Source organism: Fibrobacter sp. UWB12, from assembly GCF_900142485.1.
GTDB lineage: Bacteria > Fibrobacterota > Fibrobacteria > Fibrobacterales > Fibrobacteraceae > Fibrobacter.
The window spans coordinates 168,792-190,006 of sequence record NZ_FRAZ01000007.1; the positions used below are offsets into that span (position 1 = coordinate 168,792).

The window sequence follows — 21,215 nt, forward strand, 5'->3', positions numbered from 1 at the left end:
AAAAATTTCTAGCATAACACCCATTGTAATACATAAATAGGAATAATACTACAAATCTGCTATAAGAACATCGCCAAGACGCCTTTCAACTTCTCGATGCTCACCGGTTTGGCGATATGCTCGTTCATGCCCACTTCGAAAGAAGCCTGGCGGTCTTCATCAAACGCGTTGGCGGTCATAGCAACAATCGGAATACCCGCCACATCCTTGTTGTCAAGGGCGCGGATACGTTTAGTAGCCTCATAGCCATCCATTACCGGCATGCGGACGTCCATCAAGATAACGTCAAACGGTCTAGAAGTCGCCTTCGAAAGCATTTTCACAGCCACATCGCCGTCTTCTACGGCAGTCACGATAAAGCCATTGTCTTGGAGGATTTCCATCGTAATTTCGCGGTTGAGGATATTGTCTTCGACCAAGAGGATTTTCTTTCCGGCAAAGCCCGAATCGGCAAGATTTTCGACATCCTTTTCGCGCTTCTTGGATTGCACCAGCTTGAATTCGAACGTCATGACGACTTCGGTACCCACATGCAGGCGGCTCGCGATTTCAATCTGGCCACCCATCATCTCGACAGAGTTCTTCGTAATGGCAAGTCCAAGACCCATGCCGCGATTTTCCTTCGAAGCAGACAATTCCCTCGTGAACGGTTCATAAACCGTCTTGAGGAATTCTTCGCTCATGCCGATACCGTTATCCTTGATGCGGAACTCGTAAGCGGCATAGCTCGACTTCGTAAGCGGCGTTTCCTTGACACTCATCGATATGGAGCCACCTTCCCTCGTAAACTTGATCGAGTTCGAAAGAATCTTGAGCAGCGCCTGGCGCAAGCGATTCTTGTCGCAAACAACTTCATCATCATTGATGTCGACGCAGTCGAGTTCGAATTTCAATTCCTTCGCCTGCAAGTCATTGCGGATATCGCGTTCCACTTCATGAATAACTTCGAACAAGTGCGTCGGCGTTTCGTTGAGGTCGAACTTGCCCGATTCAATTCGGCTCATATCAAGAATGTCATTGATAATCGAGAGCAATCGATCCGAGCTCTGGTCAATCTTGACAAGGCAATCCTTAACACGTTCACGGTCTTCCAAATGCGATGTCGCAATTGAAGTAAGACCTATCACCGCATTGAGCGGGGTGCGGATTTCATGGCTTATGCTATTGAGGAATTCCTTTTTAGCACTGTTCGCAGCCTGCGCCGCCGAGAGCGCCTGCTTCAACGCATCGGCCTGAGTTTCGAGCTGTTCCTTCTGCTCCAACTGCAAACGGGTAGATTCATCGACGCTGATAAAGCCTGCCACAATCTGTTCCTGGGCATCGGGAGCCTTGCCCGCCATCACAAACTTGAGCTGCCAATATTCAACAACGCCATTGATAATCATACGGTAGTTGACGTAATAGGCGCTCTTTGCAGAAAGCTTTTCGCGTACCACATCGCGAGTGGTCATGTCAATGAACATCTTACGGTCATCCGGATGCACAAGCGTATTCGCAATCAGCTTCAGGCGGTCTTCAAAATTCCCGACCTTCCGCCAATTCGGGTTGTCCGCCCAGTTGTTTTTCTTCACATAATAAAGATGGTCTTCGCGTGTGGACGGGTTGATAAAGCTCACGAGCGTGAAGTCTTCCGAAAGGCCCTTGATCACGGAAAGTCTTTCACGTTCTGCTTCGATAGCGACCTTTTCATCGTTCACGTCTTCAACACCAATAAGCACATAGCCGCCACCCTTGCCATCGGCAAGACCAATCAGCGTATGGCGCAGCCAGACCCAGTTGCCATTGATGAACCAGCGCATGTCCACCACTTTTCGGGATTCATTCGAACCCATCATTTCAAGGAACGCTTCCTTGTTAAACACGCTATGGCAAAGTTCCAAATCGTCCTTGTGGATTTTCGTGAGTTCATCATTATTCATGATGTCGTACAGCGAGACATTGCAGTCAAAGCGGCTGAGAATTTCATTGTATAAATCGTTCATAAAGCTCGGATAAACGACATACGAGCCCGATTCCGGATTGACATAGTAAATATGAATGAAGTTCTTGGACAAAAGACCTAGAAGTTTCATTTGCATGTAACGGACTTTACCTACATCATCCTGTTTGGAACGATCCGATTCGCCCGCAAAGCAACGTACCGCCACGCGACGGAGCAACACATAATAAGCAACAAAAAGGGCAAGCACCGCCAAGCCAAAGCAAAGCAGAATAAAGCGGACTTTATGGATTGAGGCAAAAGCAACTTTTTTCGGAGATGAAATTGCAATGCTCCAATGATTTACCGCTAACGGCTTATAATAGAAGCAATTGGATTCTTCCCAATAATTTTCAACACAACCTTCGCCCGTGCCACCCGCAAGCATGCTATCCAAAAGCGCCGAGAACAAGCCCTTTTCGTTATCCATTTCGTTAACGTAGTCACGGATACTCTTGAGGGAATCGTGCTTCGTGTCGGCAATCAAGCGACCGTCATCACGGTTGACAACATAAACGTACATCTTATGGTCGTAACGTTTATCCTTACGCAAGTATTGATGGATAAGACCTAAACTAAAATTCCAGAAAGCGACTGCGACAACTCGGTCATGACTTTTGATAGGCACAAAATGGTACAACAGCTTTTCTTCGAACTTATCGCTTTCAAGGCGTACAGTCACATGCGATTGTGGTGTAGCCTCTTCTTCAAATGAAATTCCCAATTTTGAGGAACTCATCAAGGTGCCATCCGGCGTAATTACAGTATCGCCCGGCAAAAGAATGTTTATTTTTTGGTCCCGCAAGAATGGCTGCAATTCGTCTAGTTTCGGCTGCAAGCTATCCGTCGAGTAGTCGGCACGTTCACCCAAGGCATCGGCCACAAACTGGAGCGTTCCGCCGTAATGCAAATTGCTCATGATAAATTCGTTCGACGCCACTTCGGCATATTCACGAAGTCTGTTAAAGCAACCGTCCTCGACAATTTTCAATATTTTCTGGCAAACAAACAAGAATACCAAAGTTGTCAAAACAAGTAAAAGAACAGCAAAAAACAGATGATCCCGATTCATCAGTTTTTCATTATGGACACCATCAATATTCTTCATCTTCAAATCATCACTTTTTAATGAACTTGGACAAAATATACTTCATTTTATCAATGTCTATCGGTTTGGATATGTGTTCATCCATACCCGCATCAAGCGCAGCCTTGCGATCTTCCTCAAAAGCATTTGCAGTCATCGCAACAATCGGTATACGGGACTGGTAACGCGCCGGGAGTTCTCTAATCGCACGTGTTGCGGCAAAGCCATCCATGATAGGCATCTGCACATCCATTAGGATAAGATCATACTGCTTGGGCATCGACTTCTTTATCAATTCAACAGCTTCTTTTCCATTTTCAGCCGTGAACACCACAAAACCACAATCGGCAAGGATATCGCTTGCAATTTGGCGGTTCATTTCGTTGTCCTCGACAAGCAAAATTTTTCGACCCGCAAAATCTGACGTGACAACAGGATTCTTCAAGTTCCCTTTATTTTTATTGTGGAGCTTGAATTCAATATTCAGTATAACTTCTGTACCCTTATTTTCTTCGCTAAAGATTTCAATATCGCCACCCATCATTTCCACGATATTCTTGGTGATGGACATGCCAAGGCCTGTTCCCTGAATACCGCTCACCGTCGAAGAATTCGCACGCGTAAACGGTTCGTAAATGGTCTTCAGGAATTCTTCGTTCATGCCCATGCCATTATCGCTGATGCGGAACACAAACATCGCAAAGCCCGGCTTTGACGATTCCTTTTCTTCGACCTGCATCATAACGGAGCCGCCAGCCTGCGTGTACTTAATTGCATTCGAAAGCACATTCAGGAGCACTTGATTCAAGCGAAGCTTGTCGCACATGATTCCCGAATTATGGATATCGGTTTTCACTTCAAACTCAAGATGCTTTGCATCGACATCAGCCTGCACAATGTCCTTGAGCGTGTCAACGATATCAACGAGATCTTCGGCATTTTCCGAAAGCATCATCTTGCCCGATTCAATCCGGCTCATATCCAACACGTCATTGATTAACGAAAGCAAATGATTCGAACTTTGTCCAAGCTTTTTCAAGTAATCCAGTACAACGTCCTTTTCGTCGATATGCGCCATCGCAAGCCCGGTAAAACCGACAATCGCATTCATCGGCGTACGGATATCGTGGCTCATATTCGAGAGAAAAGCCGTCTTTGCACGGTCAGAGGACTGCGCCATCGAAAGAGCCTTTTGCAACATGACCTGTTGCTTTTCAAGCAAGTCGTTCTGCTCGGCAATCTTTGCATCAAGTTCAAGTTTTTCGACCTGGTCATCGCTCAAGAGCATAAACGAAAGCACAAAGGAAACGACTTCGTTTTCTTCGTTACGCTCAATCGTCGTAAACCTAGCGCGCAACCATTCTCCACTTTCAATCTTGAATTCCTGTTCACGCTGGTCGGCATCTTTCAAGAACTTCTGCACATAGAAGAGGTTCGAAAGCTTTAGCCAATCCTGCTTAAAATCATCCGAAACGAGACCGCTAATTTTCTTGACTTCACCGGAGTAGGTGCTGTACAGGGGGCGTTTTTCCACCCACGAGACATTCGAAGACTTGATAGTACGGAAAGAATTATCCTCGACATTCACAAAGTAAATGGACACGTAATCGTCATAAAGGATATCGTTCACAAAGTCCTTGAGAATCAAATCATCCTTTTCGGCAAAACCAAGCGCCACAGCCTTGGGGCTATCGAGTTCGTTCCCGACCTTTACAAATTTCATTTCGCAATAATGCGGGCGACCATCGACATTACCGCGATACGTTGTAATAAACGTCTTTCTCAAGGAAAGTTCGCGCTTAATGTTTTCTATAGCGCCAGCCTCACGCATCATCTGGCGGTCGCGTTCCCAGACAACACCATTTACATATTCTTCAAACGCCTTAGAATACAATACACCCGAGCGGAAGCGGCTACCGAAAAGCGATTCCGATTCCTTGTTCATGGAATAAGGTGTAATGGAATCTTTTTCAAGATCAATGTAGTAGACCGAAGAATACTCCGATGCCAAAATATCGATAATTTCAAGATCCTGTTCAATCTTTTTCTGGTGCATGCGCGCCGTACGGATTTGCTCATCCTTGTCGGCAAATCCAATCACAAAAGCCCTTTGCTTTTTGTTTACGGCAACAACCTTACATTCACAGAACCGATCGGCATAGTTGACATACTCAAAGCTCGTGACGCCTTTTTTCTGGAGAAGCGGCTTTAAATTTTTAACAGAAAGTTTCCTGATAACAAAGTCGACATTTTCAGGAGAGACAACCTTATTTGCAATAAAATCAATGGCCCCGCTATAAGTCTTTTCGCCAAGCGAAGTGCCAAGCATTTTCTGGATATTCGCATTGAGCTTGTGTGCAGTCACCAAGTCCGCTTCCAAATCGCAATAGAAAATGCACGAATAATCCGACGCCAAAAGAGATGTCACGGCAGCATCTTCATCCATGCGTTTCCGGCGGTTAATTTCGTTTTCGGCAAAGCCGGCCACTAGCTTTAGCACTGCAAAATTTTTCTGCGATTCCTTCGGATTATCGAGAACAAGAACTCCAAAACGTTCTTCGTCAGAAACAATTGTCGAGGCGCTTATACTCTTTACATCTTGAACCGGCAATTCTTTATACAACCTATCCCAAACGCCATACTCGTCATTTTGCGAATCGAGATAGACAGCGTCCATGTCCCCCACGGAATCTATCCATGGTTTAAAGAACACTATCGGAATACGTTGAAGATCCGCCTTGTTGGGCCTAATTCCCTTGCGGCACCATTCATACGTACTGCTAAGAGTTTGCCTTTCCTTGTCGCTTTCAAGAATGTATGCTCTATCGGCCGCATAAAAAGAAGCAAGCGTCGAAAGCAGTTCCTCGACAGCATCCCTTGAACGGTTTTCCTTATAAAGAACATCGATACAGTCACGAATGGCAGCATCTTGCTTTTGCTGTTCCGAAACGTTGTACGCGACCATCATTGCCTGGTACTCGTTCAAGATTTCATTCTTTGAAACATAGCAGACAAAGCGGCTGTAGTGCCAGCCAATGTGCGGCGAATAGAATCTGCAAGTATATTCCGGGATTGAATCGCCCTTCTGGAACTGGTCAATAAGCGTCTTGGCCGAGAGGTGCTGGACAAAAGCCTTCCTGTATTCCTTATCGACAAGTTGATCTGCAATTTTTCGTATAACAGCATCGTATGACGGAAAATCAGTGCCAAACGATTCGCTCACATCGACCGACTTTCCTTCGACAATTTGAATAAACGGCCGGTAGATATTTCCTTCGGAAAGGTTCACCTTGAAATAACTGTAAGCTTTATCAAGAATTGCCTTTCCGTACAACTTTTCGTTCAGGGCACTCTGCAAACGCTCACGCTTGGTATCCAAGTCCATCGTCGTGATTTCTTGACGCAGTTCATCTTCTGCCGTTTTCTGGATTAACGCAAGCTCGGTAATATCCTTGTGCCAGCCTTCAAGCCGTACACCTTTTTTATAATCAAAATTACGGTTCCCTCCACAACGGACAAAACGAACTCGACCATCGGGAGAATGCCATGGGTACTGAATTTCAGCCGCCTGACCAGCGCTCATCTTATCGACATACGCCTTCACTTCGGCAAAATGTTCCGGATCAATGTTATCGAACCAGGCATGAAAAATATCTTCCCCAGAAACACCTTCCGAAAGGCCGAGCAATTTCAGCATCGTTTCGTTGGCGATCATCCGTGGGGCGCAACCTTCATCGATTTCAACAGCCCAAAGACCGATGCCAACAGCATCCAGAATATTTGTCGTCAAGGGAATCAAATTTTCAGCCATAAACATTTACCATAACTACCTTATAAAAATAATACGTTTTATCATCAATATTTCAAACCAACGAAAATAAATATGTCAAGGCAAACAACACTTTATACCGATTTTCGAACCACATTTCCCGAAAAAAGTACAAAAAATCCGGATATCTTTCGATATCCGGATTTCATTCCCATATACAGCCAAAATTAGAAGAATGCAGGCGGCCAACGCGGGTTCTTGGAGGACATATCAATCTTGTAGAAGTCCTTCTCGAAACGTCCGTCGTCCATGCCGTACATCTGCATCACGTGGCGAGCAATCCACTTGCCAAGTTTCAAGACAGTGAGTTTCTTGCGGAGACGACCCTGGCAGTCACGGTTCATGATATCCGGAAGCGTGGAGGTCGTGAGAATTTCGTCGATAGCCGGGCTATTGAGCTTTTCACGGGCTTCGGCACTGGTGTGGAAGTGCGTCACGCCGAAGCAAACGCGGTTCGGGTGGCCCTTCTTGATGTGTTCGCAGCACTGAACGATCGTTGTACCGGTACGAACCATGTCGTCGAATACGATCACGTCCTTGCCTTCGATTTCTTCGATGCTGATGTCGGAAAGTTCCGGGTTGAAGGTCATGGAAATTTCGCGTTCACCAGTACGAACCTTGTCCATAACAACGCGCTTGCATTCCGGAAGCTGGAGAGCATCGTATACAGCGTTCATGAACGGACGTGCGCCCTTGTCCGGGGAAACGATAACGAGGTTGTTGCCATCCTTACCGGTCTGAACAAAGTTGCTGTTCTTGATGTAGTGAGCATAAACGTCGGTCGGAATCAAGTTGTGGAAGTGACCTTCGAAAACGTCGTTGAAAAGATTCTGGACCTTGATGCTGTGGTTGTGGCAAGTCACAACGGCATCGACGCCAGCGGTCTTCAAAAGCTGGGCGTAAAGGAGGCTCGTGAATGCCTGACCGTCGAACTTCTTGAGGTCGATGTCCGGGCGATCCTTTTCAAGTTCGCCAATGCGGTGCGGGCCACGGTCCTGAGCGCTATAGAACAAATCCGGTTCCACGAGAACGACCTGTTCGGCACCGTTATCCTTAGCGGCGCGAGCGAGGATGCAGTTACGCATAGCGTAGTCGTTACGGCTGCGTTCGTGGTTCGAAACCGAGCAAATCAAGACAATCTTGCCTTCCAAGCGGCGGCCGATACGTTCCATATCGTCCACATCCAGCATGTAGCGGGGGCAGAATTCGGAGTTGGCGAAAGTCTTCAGGGAGACCACGTCGGAGATATCTTCACGGAGGCCGATGTACTGAGCCATGTCGATGGCAAACGGATCATCGGTAAAGTTACCGGTCACGATAAAACGATCTGACATATTTTTGCCTTGATTGAAGGGTTGTTTTTTGTGTTATTGCCAAATATAGTTAGAATCTATCCACGTTTCAAGTTTTAGGGCAAGAAAATCACCAAAAGCAAAAAAGCCCCGGCTTCCGCCGAGGCTCTTTTTTAGATACTTTGTTCTAAAAGAAGCTAATTACTTAGCGTTGCGCTACTTCGTAGCGCAGTCCTAAGCGGCTCAGTCATAGAAACAAGCAAGCTTGTTTCTGCGACACTCGCCTTATTAGGCCTTCTTGCAAGCCTTCTTGCAAGCAGCCTTCTTGGCAGCCGGAGCAGCCTTGCAGTTCTTGCGCGGGTCACCAGCGTAGACAGCAGCCTTGCCGAGTTCTTCTTCGATGCGGAGGAGGCGGTTGTACTTGCAGACGCGGTCCGTACGAGAGAGAGAACCAGTCTTGATCTGGCCAGCAGCAGTACCGACAGCGAGGTCAGCAATGAAGGTGTCTTCGGTTTCGCCAGAACGGTGAGAAACGATCGGAGCATAGCCTTCAACCTGAGCGCGCTTGATAGCAGCGAGGGTTTCAGAAACAGAACCGACCTGGTTCACCTTGATAAGGATAGCGTTAGCGATGCCAGCCTTGATGCCTTCGTCGAAGATGGTCGGGTTCGTAACGAACAGGTCGTCACCAACGAGGTTGATCTTGCCACCGAGCTTGTCGGTCATGACCTTCCAGCCAGCCCAGTCAGCTTCATCGAGACCGTCTTCAATGGAGAAGATGGAATACTTGTCGATGAGCTTTTCATAGAGCTTGACCATGTCAGCAGACTTGACAGTCTTCTTGGTGCTCTTCTTGAAGGTGTAGGTTTCCGGCTTGCCAGCCTTGGTGTTCTTGTCGCAGAATTCAGAAGAAGCAACGTCAAGAGCGATCTTGATGTCAGTGCCGAACTTGTAACCGGCATTGGTCGTTGCAGCCTTGAGAGCGTCGAGAGCCTTTTCGAGGGTCATAACGCCAGTGATTTCGTAACCGAACTTGTTCTTAGCCGGCTTGATAGAAACGCCAGGAGCGAAGCCACCTTCGTCACCAACGGTGGTGTCGAAGCCAGCCTTCTTCAACACAGCCTTGAGGGCGTGGAAGATTTCGGTGACCATCTGGAGGCCCTTGGAGAAAGTCTTTGCGCCAACCGGAGCGATCATGAATTCCTGGAAGTCGATCGGAGCGGAGGAGTGAGCACCGCCGTTGATCACGTTGCACATCGGGCACGGGAGCGTGAGCTTCGTGGTGCCGTGGAGGTTAGCGATGTACTGGTAAAGCGGAAGGCCAGCATCCTTAGCAGCAGCAACGCAAACAGCCATGGAAACGCCGAGGATAGCGTTTGCACCGAGCTTGTTCTTGAGCATGCGGTTGCCGTCGAGAGCGATCATGGCATCATCAACTTCAGTCTGCTTGGACGGATCCATGCCGATGATCTTCTTTGCAATCTTCTTGTTCACGTTATCCACGGCCTTGTAAACGCTCTTGCCGAGGAACTTGCTCTTGTCACCGTCGCGGAGTTCGCATGCTTCGCGTTCACCGGTGGAAGCACCACTCGGAACAGCAGCGTGACCGGTCACACCGTTTTCGAGGGTAACATCAACTTCGAGAGAGGGATTGCCGCGAGAGTCAAGAATCTGGCGGGCAACAACGGATTTAATTAAAGAAGCCATTTTTAGCCTTTTGTTTTAGAGTGAAAATTTTGATGTAAAAAATATAGAAAAGTAGGAAGTAAGCAGTAGACAGTAAGAAGAAAAAATGTGAAGATTTAGTTGTTAGTTGTTTGCGACCGATAGGATCCAATGGTTTTTACTTACCACTGCCAAACGCCCCCAATTGAACAAACACGCCATAACGAAAACGCTGGTTCGTAATCCTCACATGACCGCCCAAGTCAATATAATACCCACTACCCTTATAATTTTTCGACAAGACAAGCCTCAAGCCGAGCGCCTCCGAAAATCCAAACTCCCAAGGTTTTCCATCAGTCATCAAACTATAAATTCCATAATCCAAAATGCGATGTTTTTCAAACAAGCCAAATTGTCCATTATCCGATAAAGAAAAATACGTATTGCCAAACAACAGATAGTCCAGTTTGAATAACGTTTTCATCGTAGACTCGCTTCTTTCCAAAGACGCAAAAAAGAGTATCAAAGCCAAGATTCCTTCATCAGAAACCATATTTTCATCTACATCAAAAGATACAATGGGGACACCGAACAAAAAATTGTATTTTTTCAAAGCACGACCATCATCCCACGGATCCATCCTAATTCCCCAAAGGGACAAATGTAACGCAGTCAGTGCCGGATACCCAACCTCAAAAACAAAGCCGTCCGGAAAAAAATCCTTTGACCGGAAATTGCGCCTTTCAAACCCGACATTAACACTTTCAACTTTATTCGTATCGACAATGGTGTTTGTATCAACATCATTCGATAACGATATTTTCGAAAGCGAATCAGTCACCAACGAGTCCTGCAAAATCGGCTCGTTCGCATCAACAAGCTGCATAGACGGCTGTGCAAAAACACATACCGCAAACATTAACATGAAGAACAAAGAAAATAATTTCATTCTATGATACCCAGCCATGCTTATGCATTACCAATTTCCATTTCCCGTTTTTCTTGGATAAATAGTAGTAACCTCCATTATTGAAGGACTCCCCTACATTCAACATTACCATATCATGAGTTTTGTTAAACACGACACTCCATATAGTCGGGAACGAATTGAAATAAAAATCGTCGCCTGAATGACACGGCACAACAGAAATCATCGGATACCAGAAGGGGTATTTATTTGGCAATAACGTATTTCGCTCTCGGCGGCTCTCATGGATATTCGCTTTCATAAAATTGTTCAATAAAGGTTCATAATCATCGTTTAGAACAAGAACCTGCTGATTCATTGGAGTTTTGTTCAAGCAGGCAGATTTCACTTTTTTCCAAGCTTTCTGCTCTATATCGAAGAAATTAATCCTATCCAAATCATTCATATCAGAAGCAGATGTATCCATATAAACCAAATCCATCGTTTGAACAAAATATACACGATTCAAAACATTGTTTGAATCATTTTTCAAGCCCGCCAAAGTTTCTTCAAGCGGAATACTCCAAATGTCGGCACTCTCGACGCTATCTCGTTGATTATGAAGCGCTCGTATCGAGTCCGGATTTTCTTTCCATTTTTCTATATCAGCAAGAACATCAGTAATGTCAATATGCTTAGTGTTCTTTATCGTTTCATATACAGTGTTCTCAAAGGCTTCGCGCTTTTCCCTGTCAAGAATATAGCGATACATACGTTTAGCATTAAACTCCAACACAACTTCATAAATATCGCGTAATTCAGCCGCCAAAGAATCGTCCGGCGCAACCGTCCCGCAAAGAGAATCCGATGACAATTCCCATCTCGCAAAAAAGTGGTCCCTGTAATCGTTCATGGAATCGCGCAACAGCGTATCACCCGTCGCCTGGAACCGCTCATAGAATTTAAACGCACGCGTAAGGACCGTGTCCAACGGCAGCCCTTTTAACGCCTCAAACCGTTTTGCTTTTCGCACTTCATCTTCATTGGATTGCGAGCACCCGCAAAGGAACATCGCCATCAATAGAACCGGCAGCCAACACATTTTCATCATTCAATTGTTAATACGTCTTGTGACTTTTCACGATATCTATCAAAATTTTCTCAATATCCGTCTCGCGATTTTTCTGATTGACTTCAATCGTGAAATAGTTATTGTTCTTCGTCATGAGCACCGCATACGCGACACCATAAGAGCCATTTGAAGTCACCATCCAAGCAAACGCATCGCCATCTTGCCTTTCGAATTTCGTTTCGCTATACTGAATCGGCTTATCGGAATTTTCAGCTTTAGTCATCGTCTTGTAATGACCGAAAAGGCCCATGAGAATCAACGAATCCGACTGGCCAAAATCCACACCGCTTTCGGTTTCAAGACTTTCGAACAAGCTCTTAGTCTGACCATCAATCGCCACCTTCACATACGAATCAGCCGCACCTTCTGCAAGCTCTATCCGCGTATTTACACCTTCCTTCTTTTGAATTTTAAGAGGCACCCATTCAGCAGACGGGAGTTCAAAAGTGAGCGGTTCAGGATACGGGACATCCAATTTAATCACCGGGCTCCCCGTCCAAAAAGACGTTGTCTTATGAAGAATGATATCGTTATGGTTCTTGGCACAACTGCCAAGGAACAGCAACGAAGCTGAAAATAGAAGTACGATGGATTTCTTGATTCCTTTCATGATTGAAACATCCTTTATAAAAAATTCAATGCCAGCACGTTACGGACGTGTCCTCGTATTTCCAGACACCGTCTATCTTTTTGAAGTGGTGCTCAAAGCAATTCCAAGACGCGGTCGCCACCCCATTCTCTAAATCCAGATAAATATCACCAAGCCCATCCGCACCATAATCAAAACACATATCAAACTCATTCCAGCTGATTTCTATCGGCAAAAATTCCGTTTTGTTGTATCTGTCTTCTTCATGCTTCATGGTCCCTGTCCAGCGGTCACAACCCGAAAACACGTCAAGGGCTTCCCAGTCTTCACCTGTCAAGAACAACCTCTTGAAATTCGCTCCCTTCGTATCGACGCAGAAGGTATCGATTGTCGTATATTTGCAGCCCGTCTCCACAACCACACCGAATGTTTGCGAAAAATTCTTGTCAACTCCACAGGGTTCCGTCGTATAAGAAACAGACCTATTTTCTACAAAATAATCCTTTCCGCCTTCTTTCCTGTACCATGCCAAAAGTAAATCGTTCAATTCCTTCTGTACACCTTTCTTCGCGGGCCTTCCCTTGCAAATGGACTCGGACCGTGCATGAATCCGCTCAAAGAACGGACTATTCAATGTCTTGATGGAATCCATCACCTTTGCATATTTCGCCGAATCCTCTATGCTTACGACCCATTTACGTTTCGCTATCTCAAGGGGATGGACAGAATCGGGGTTGGCAATCTCCTTGCCCTCCAAATCCCAATATTTCAATTTTTCATAGCGCTTGAAAATCGCGTAGGCCTGGTTCAACTTGATAAAGGCGGAATCATTTTCCAATCGTTTCTTGGTAGCCTCCACGCTATCGTAGAAAGCCTTCTTCTCTTTTTCAATTTTTTCGACTTCCTTGCGGTGCTTTTCTTCCCACTCTTTTTGACGCAAGGCCTCTTCGACCAAAATCGAATCCTTCTTCGCGCGTATCGCGTCACATACATCCGAATCCGTCCTCGCATTGCATTCGTCAAATGCTTCCTTCAGCGAATGCAACTGATTCCGCACAAACTTCTTGTAGCCGACTCTCTCATCCCCGCAATAGAACGCCATACCCGCAGTCTTACGGGCTGCATCATCGCCGATTTCAGCCAGAACCTTTTCCGAAACGTTCGCCGGCAACAGGATATCCTTCATTTCTTTTCCGGTGTATTCCCTGCCGGTAAATTTACCCTTAGAATCGAATACGAGATTGAAACCATCTTCTCTAGGCAAGCACCCCTTCGGTGATGACTTGCCACCATAGCAAGAATAGAACGGAGTCTCCACCCGCTTCTTTTGTTTGAGATTTTTCACGCTGTCATAGCAATAGTTATAATTCTCGTCATCAAAGGCGGTATGGATTTGAGCGGGCACATTGGAACCCAGCACCAGGTAGTTTTTGCCCTGGATATTGAAACAGCCCAGACTCGTTCCCCTTCCCTCGGGGTGTCCATCCATATTCATCACTTTAGAGCTTCCGTAATAATTTACTTTTGGATGTTCGTAGGTCGAATAAAAAGAATAACAGGGGAACATTCCCGGCGCAGGCACCGTGTCCTTTTTCGTTTCTTTCGCGTCGTCATCCGAAGCGCATTTCTCGCCCCCGGAGCAGGAGCAACCTCCAAGCCATTCACCCTCATCGTTGTCCACCGAATCTGCGGCAGCAGGTGCGCATTCCCCGTCAATCACCACATTCAGCTTCGTCTTCAGGGTAGAAACTTCATACTTGGGGCACGAACATGAAAGCGAACTTTTCCATTCCACCTTTAACTTTTTCCCGTAAAGTTCTTCGATAAAGGACTTTTCGATTGGTCGCTTATTTTTCTCGGAAATTTCGTGCGAGGTGTAATATTCGTAGGCGCTTAGTTTATCCATAGACGGTGCCGGCACGGCGCTGTTCCGCAAGCGAGCTTCGTCCGTGCAAATCTTGCAGACGCGCCCTCTAGGGGCATCCTTGTAATCTCCCTTAAATTCAATCCGTTCGCCCTTGTATTCTAGCGCAAAACCGTTTTTCCAGAAAGCATTGCCGCACGCAAGCGAATCGGGCCATTTCCATTTTCTATCGGCAACAGCCTCCCCTACATTCCAGATTACCATTTCATAGCTGTTTTCAGTCTTCGAAAAATGCAGGACGCAAAAATGTGCCGTCGAAGGTCCCTTCGCCCAAGAGATTCCCGAAGCCAAAAGCAAGAACAAGACACCTAGACGTTTCATTTTAGCAAGTCCTTCACTTCGATACAGTTTGTCGGGCAGACGTATTCTTCACCGCACTTTTCCCAATATCCCGCAATAGAGTGCCCATAAGCCTTAACATCTTCGACCTGTTCTAGTTCAAGGATGTTCAGCTTTTTCTTGCCCTGCATGTCGCGTTTGCCGCACTTGCCCACAACACGCACACTAAAACGCACATTCCTCTCGACCGTATCGAAATTGCAGGTCAGGGAGTTTTTTGATGTCACGAAAAACGTTTTCCCGTACAAACTCTTTGCAGGTATTCCCTTGAGGGCTTGCGCATCGATATGCTGCGGGATAGGCATATAGACCTTTACCGCAATCTTGCTTGTTGCATGGCAGGTATCCTCTTCCACAAAATGCGAAAGCAGGCGCTTCCCGTACTTGCCGAAATCCATCTCGTACGATTTTTCCACGCGCATCGCCCCCTCGCAATCTATCTTGTCGTTCTTCTCGACAAAACGGGGCTCCGGCAAATTGTCGTAACGATTCAACAGATAAAGTTCCGCATCCTTGCCGCCCGCCACGCAATAGTCCAGAGCGGGAATGGTTTCGCTGCACTCGCCCACGAGCTTTGCCGAAAAATCGACCTTCATCTGCGGGAGTTCCGCATTTCCGTTGGTTTCCCACTCTCCAGTCCACTCGCCCTTGAATGTTTTGCCGTAAAAAGCCTTCAAGGTCTCACGAGCGTTGCGCAAATACCACCGGTCACCGGAGCACCTGTCGCCTCCAACCACTTTACTTCCGTACAACTTCACGCTCTCGATTCGTGCAAGTTCAATCGGATGATACGGGCAATGAATACAGGTGCTAATACCTCCGCCTCCACCACAAAGGCCACCAACAAGCCTGCCATCCTGACAACGGATATCATTCGGAAAATAGAGCTTGCTTTCTGTTTCCCATTTGGCTTCGCACGGAGTTTGCTCGCAAGGAATCTTCTTCGGATAATTCCATTCCTTTATCGGTTCATTCAAGTCCTTGACAAGCAGGGGGCGATACGTACTGTCATTCAGGATTTCTGCACAGTATTCCGCAACGCCCGCCGGGGCGGCAAAGGCGTACAAGGCAAGTCCAATAAAAAAGATGAAAATACTACAAAGTTTCATAAAACTATTCCCAATCCATCGGAATATCTCTCCCTTATTTACAAATATAATCTTACCTACACCATATAAGAACAAAAAAATTTTACTTTTCGACAACATGCCCCGAGAGTTCACGGAAATCGCCTGTTTTATACAAGGTAATTCCAGGCGAAACCAAATGAAACACGGACTGTTCTGCAAGCGTTTCCACGTTGAACTCAAAGGAATCCAGACGATTGCGGTAGCTGTCCGTAGAATTGTCGAACGAAACCATGTAAGGCGGGTGCAAAATCTTGCCCTGATTCGCAAGCGAAATAAGCTCGACTCCGACCCTGTCGTTAGAAACAACCCACGCATCCACAGGCGGGATTTTTTTCACGAGCGACATTAAAATTTGTCTATAACGGGCATGTGCACGCGGTTCCTGCATAAAGTCATAAGGGCTCGCATGCGAGGCATCAGTCGCTTCGAACACCTCAAGCCCCACATTCTTGAGACCTTTCAAGCGGTCCCTCGACCACATGCTCATGTGATACGGAGAAACAAAGGCTATCCGCGTCAAGCCTTTTTTCTTCAGAAAACGCCCGACAATGCGTCCCGGAAATTCACCAAAAGCGAGGTTAAAAAAAGCAAACCGCTTTTCTTTTTTTAGCGCACGCGGGATGTCGTACAGCGGATGTTCCCACCACACAGCCACAGGAAAACGCGTTGTCGCAAGTTTTGCAAATAACTTATTAATATTGAACACAAGCATCGTCGAGACAATCGCGCCAAAACATTCACGGCAATCTTCAAGCCTGATGCGGCTACCGCTAGCATCCAGGAATGCGCCTTCCTCCTCGAAATAGCCCAGCGCCTTTACGTTCAAGTTATTGCGATGCGCCTCCACATACACTTTTTGCATAAACGAAAGTTCGCGTTCGCCAAGACAATTAAAATCCCCGTTAGGGTTGCAACGCATAATCAGGAGGATTTCTTTTGTCTTAGAAACCGCCAACCGGGCATCGACAAAATAATAACGCCCTTGCCCCCTGCGTTCCAAAATTCCCTTTGCATGCAATGATTCCAGTGTACGCCGCATGGTCCCCAACGTCGTCGCATAAGACTGACACATGTCCTTGATTGATGGAAGCGGGCGATTAACCGAAATCTTTCCCGACTTCCAGTCCTCCAGCAGCAATCGCTCTACGCGTTCCGTTTCGAGTTCATGCGCAGACACCTCGATTTTTGGCTTTGCACCCCAAAAGTAGCCGTTGCCGTGTTCTGCATAAATCTTCCCCTGAAACGCCAGCTTCTTGTAAGCACGGAAAATGGTGAACGTCGACGCCCCCGAAGACGCCGCCACCTCGCGCACGGACGGGAGCCGGTCCCCATCCTTGAAATTAGACGATCCAATCCACTTGCAAAAATCTTCGACTGTCATAAAAACTCGCCCGCCTCTTTTATAACACTAGATACAGTTTAGAAGAAATATAGGATTTATAAGAATCACCAAAAGGAAGATGCGGGGGAATTAATTTATTTCATCGGCATGAGGACAAAGTCGTTGAGTTCCTTGCGGACTTCTTGCCAGAAGGGCATGTACTTGTCGAGCAGGGCGATGAAATCTTTGTTGTGATGGCGGACTTTCAGGTGCAGGAGTTCGTGCAGTATCACGTAATCCAGACAGCGGATGGGTGTGTGAGCCAAATGCAGATTGAACCAGAGTTTCCCTGCGGGGTTGCAACTGCCCCATTTATTCTGCATAATTTTTGTCTGCCAGCCGTTGCACTTTAGGTGCGTTTTCTTTTCCCATGCGGGTAAGCGTTTTTCAATTTCGGCGACAAGCATTTCGCGGAGTTTTTCGTTCACGTAGTTTTCGCGCTGTTGTGCGGTACTTGCTTCGCGAACAGTCAGAACCACATTTTGCCCGTCTATTACAAACCCATTTACGCGGTCATGTTCTACTCGCAAATAGTACTGACGGCCGAAAATAAAAATGGATTCGCCGGAAACATATTCACGTTCGCTCAAGCGAGCCTGATTTGCAAATTTCTCTTGTTGGCGCTTAATCCAGGCAACCTTGGTACGCACGAAAATCTTGATGGATTCATCAGAAAGGTTCAGCGGTGCAGAAATTCGCACAGCACCATCGGGCGGCATCACCGAGAGGTGAATGTTCTTGATATCCTTTTTTGTAACGGCAACTGTAATGCCCGACACTTGCATCCGCATTAGAATTCGCTCTGCTTGCTAATGAGTTCATAGACGCGGTCAACTTCGGCATCATCTTGCAGAACATCGAATAAGGCTCGCTTAATCTTGTTGATTTTCACCGGGCTGTTGCGGAAATCGGCTTGCATGCTGCTCATGACGGCGTCGTAAATTCTATTTGTCAAATCCTCATCACTTCCGCAGTTGTCATAAATCGCACGCTTTGCGGCACTTCCCTTGACGGAGGCCGGATAATCTTCGTTTGCCGCCGAAGAATTCACCTTCTTAGCAAGTTCAATATAGCGTTCCAGCAACTTCTTGTATTCAATCAAGCCATTCTTGCGTTCTTCAATCAACTGGTCAAGAATTTCTGACATTTTGTTGTAGTACGCAGGGTTGACATTTATCTGGTCAACGATTTTGCGGCGGATGTTATTTTCAATTTTTTCGGCAGCACTTTCACGGACCTTCTTTTTGCCAGCCGTCAAATCAAACTTGCAAAGTTCAATGATATCCAGCAAAGTCGTGTCATCAAATTCAATAATCTTTGTGGAATCGCCGGCAGCAATGTAGTTGTCAATGAGATGCCGCATATCGGGTTCACAAGCTTTCAAATCAACAAAGTCGCCACTCGCCTGCATAATCACCTGACGCAAATTCACGTAATCATTGGTACGCTTTTCTTTTTCGTTCCATTCGGCTTCGGTATAGGGCAACGACAGAATTTGCGATTTCAACTCGGCAAACGCGCGCGCCAAACTACTCGCCAACGAATAGAATCGTTCACGCAGGCGGGCAAGTGCCTCAAATTCTTCCGGATTGTTCAACCAACTGATATTTTCGCCACAGAAAAAGTGAATGTAGTCCGGCTGTTCCTTAGGTGGCTTCACGTCTTCACAAAGCGTCTCGATTTCTTCAAGAATCTTGTTGAAATATTTCTCGGCTTCAGTCGCACGGTCCTTAATCAAACCATCGACATCGCTGTCATCGTAACCTTCGAATGCCCCCGATGTGTATTTGTTCATACTGTCGGTTACATCGTCAAAAAGTTCCTTATAGTCGATAATGATACCGAAAGGCTTCGTCTCGTCATCCAAACGGTTCACGCGGCAAATCGCCTGGAACAGGCCATGGTCCTGCATCTTTTTGTCGATATACAGATATGTGCAATGAGGAGCATCAAAACCAGTCAACAGCTTATCGACTACAATGAGCAACTTCATGTTAGCCGGTTCTTCAACGAACTTGCGTTTGGCCTCTTTTTCAAAGGCCTCCACCTTCTTGTCGATGCGGGAAGTATCGTCGCCTTCTTCGACTCCAACCATCTTCAAGTAAATCTGGTATTTCCTGAAAGTTTCCGTATCCTCATCGAGGCTAACCGTATCGGTACGCAAGTCGCCCGGATTCGGCGTGTAAGAAGAAATGATAGCGCATTTCTTAAAACCCAATGCCTGAAAAATTTCGTAGAAGCGGCAAGCCGTAAAAATGGAATCCGCGACAAGGATAGCGTTTCCGCGACCTTCCGCCAAACGGGCGTCCTTTGCAAAATCAAGGATGATATCGTTCGCAATCGCTTTCAGGCGGTCGTAAGACGAATAAACCGTGTGCATGTTCGCCCAGCGGGCTTTCAATTTCGCTTTAGCGACAGGCGTCATGCCACGCGTTTTCAAGTCAAACCATTCATCAATTTTTTCACGGGAGCGCAAATCTTGCGGGACATCGCGACCTTCGTAACGCAAGTCAAGAATCACGTGGTCGCGCACACCTTCATCAAATTTATATGTATGAATGTAGCTTCCGAAAACTTCCAGACTCGTCTTCTTATCTTTCTTCAAAAGCGGCGTGCCAGTAAAGCCCACGAAAATCGCCTTAGGCATCAAAGCCGTCATCGCCTTGTGCAACTTGCCCGATTGTGTGCGGTGGCACTCATCCACGAATACGACGAAATCACCTTTCACGCTAAAGTTAGGCGGGAGCGAATCCTTGATTTCTTTCAAGAACTTCTCGTAATCGCCGTCAGTAACTTCACCGCCACGGCGACCGAACTTGTGAACCAGCGAACAAATGATAGAGCCTTCGGTAGAATTCAAGCGATTCAGCAAATCACGACCGCTCTTGGTGCGAATAATCTTTTCTTCCACACCCTTGTACAACTGCTCTATTTGGTCATCGAGCTCATCGCGGTCCGTGACAATCAAAATTCTGCGACTCGGATTGTTCAGCAACAGGCGCTTGGCAAGCCAGACCATCGTGAGTGATTTGCCCGAGCCCTGCGTGTGCCATACAATACCGCCCTTCTTTTGCGTGGTAATCCTGTTGTACGTGCGGTGAATCGCGTAATACTGATTGTAGCGGCAGACCTTCTTTATACCATTATCAAAAAAGATAAAGTTATGGATCAAGTCTAGGAAGCGGACCTTGTTGAACAGCGAATAAAGACTCTCGAAGAGAACGCCGTCAAACGACGAACTCTTATCATCGATAATCAAATCGTTGTCGTCCAGTTCCTGCAGGCGTTCGCGAAACGCCTCCTGCTTCCATGTCAAATACTTCTTTTCTGGAGTGGCAATTGTCCCGTAGCGGACACCTTCACTCTCGTTTGCTGCCAAGCAATACTGAACCGTGGTAAAGAACGACTCGATAAATTCCGGCTTCTGATTCGTCAAGTTCTGACGAATACCATCGGCAACAGAAACAGAACTCTTCTTGAGTTCGATCACCGCAACTGCAATGCCGTTTATATAAATGACAAGGTCAGGCCGCTTGGTACTGCAAGATGAACTGACTGTCACTTCTTCGGCAATGGCAAAATGATTATTGGCCGGATTATCAAAATCAATGTAATAGACGCTGAAGTTTTCACCATCCATATCAGAAACAGAATGGGAATACTTCAGCAAATTATACACAGTCTTATTCGCAGAATATATACCCTGCTGCAAGTCGCCCGCCGCATGTTGCAAATCTGCGATAGCCTTGCGTGCAACCGTTTCCGAATAGTGCTGCTTTCCCACCAAGAACGCAAACAGATCATCATAGCGAATATTTTTATTCGCCACTTCGCACAAATTGCCCAGGTAATCGTAATGCAATTCGTCCTTGAAGAACTTGATTACCTTTGCCTGCGTCTTGCGTTCGGGAATGTTGATATTCGGTTCGGCCATGGTCTAATTCCAATTTTATCAAAATATA

At 46.4% G+C, this 21,215-nt stretch carries 12 protein-coding genes; all 12 read right to left on the reverse strand.

Going from position 1 to position 21,215, the window contains the following annotated elements; translation table 11 throughout:
* Positions 1-59: 59 nt before the first annotated feature.
* On the reverse strand, positions 60-3,086 hold the full coding sequence (locus BUA34_RS12070) for a response regulator (RefSeq protein WP_072829949.1): 3,027 nt from the start codon (positions 3,084-3,086) through the stop codon (positions 60-62).
* Between the two features lie 10 nt (positions 3,087-3,096).
* Positions 3,097-6,876, reverse strand: coding sequence for a PAS domain-containing hybrid sensor histidine kinase/response regulator (locus BUA34_RS12075; RefSeq protein WP_072830020.1), 3,780 nt, complete (start codon positions 6,874-6,876; stop codon positions 3,097-3,099).
* A gap of 185 nt (positions 6,877-7,061) precedes the next feature.
* Positions 7,062-8,228, reverse strand: coding sequence for a ribose-phosphate diphosphokinase (locus BUA34_RS12080; RefSeq protein WP_072829951.1), 1,167 nt, complete (start codon positions 8,226-8,228; stop codon positions 7,062-7,064).
* 246 nt (positions 8,229-8,474) lie between these two features.
* The gene (eno, locus tag BUA34_RS12085; RefSeq protein ID WP_072829953.1) at positions 8,475-9,893 is read right to left on the reverse strand and encodes a phosphopyruvate hydratase; all 1,419 of its coding nucleotides are present in this window, start codon (positions 9,891-9,893) and stop codon (positions 8,475-8,477) included.
* 136 nt (positions 9,894-10,029) lie between these two features.
* Positions 10,030-10,800 (reverse strand): hypothetical protein, encoded by a 771-nt coding sequence (locus BUA34_RS12090; RefSeq protein WP_072829956.1) that lies wholly within the window; start codon positions 10,798-10,800, stop codon positions 10,030-10,032.
* A gap of 1 nt (position 10,801) precedes the next feature.
* Positions 10,802-11,869 (reverse strand): hypothetical protein, encoded by a 1,068-nt coding sequence (locus BUA34_RS12095; RefSeq protein ID WP_072829958.1) that lies wholly within the window; start codon positions 11,867-11,869, stop codon positions 10,802-10,804.
* A gap of 7 nt (positions 11,870-11,876) precedes the next feature.
* Positions 11,877-12,500: a hypothetical protein gene (locus BUA34_RS12100; protein WP_072829960.1), complete on the reverse strand. Its 624-nt coding sequence runs from the start codon at positions 12,498-12,500 to the stop codon at positions 11,877-11,879.
* A 25-nt stretch (positions 12,501-12,525) separates the two neighbouring features.
* Entirely contained in the window at positions 12,526-14,724 is a 2,199-nt protein-coding gene (locus tag BUA34_RS12105) for a hypothetical protein (protein WP_072829962.1), read from the reverse strand.
* Complete coding sequence (locus tag BUA34_RS12110; protein WP_072829964.1) at positions 14,721-15,851, reverse strand: hypothetical protein; 1,131 nt, start codon at positions 15,849-15,851, stop codon at positions 14,721-14,723. Before BUA34_RS12110 ends, BUA34_RS12105 begins: the two co-directional genes overlap by 4 nt.
* Positions 15,852-15,933: 82 nt before the next feature.
* A complete protein-coding gene (locus BUA34_RS12115; RefSeq protein WP_072829966.1) occupies positions 15,934-17,253 on the reverse strand; it encodes a GntR family transcriptional regulator in 1,320 nt (439 codons plus the stop codon).
* 95 nt (positions 17,254-17,348) lie between these two features.
* Positions 17,349-18,044, reverse strand: a complete 696-nt coding sequence (locus tag BUA34_RS12120) for a M48 family metallopeptidase (protein WP_072829967.1) — start codon at positions 18,042-18,044, stop codon at positions 17,349-17,351.
* On the reverse strand, positions 18,044-21,187 hold the full coding sequence (locus BUA34_RS12125; protein ID WP_072829969.1) for a type I restriction endonuclease subunit R: 3,144 nt from the start codon (positions 21,185-21,187) through the stop codon (positions 18,044-18,046). Before BUA34_RS12125 ends, BUA34_RS12120 begins: the two co-directional genes overlap by 1 nt.
* Between the last annotated feature and the right edge of the window lie 28 nt (positions 21,188-21,215).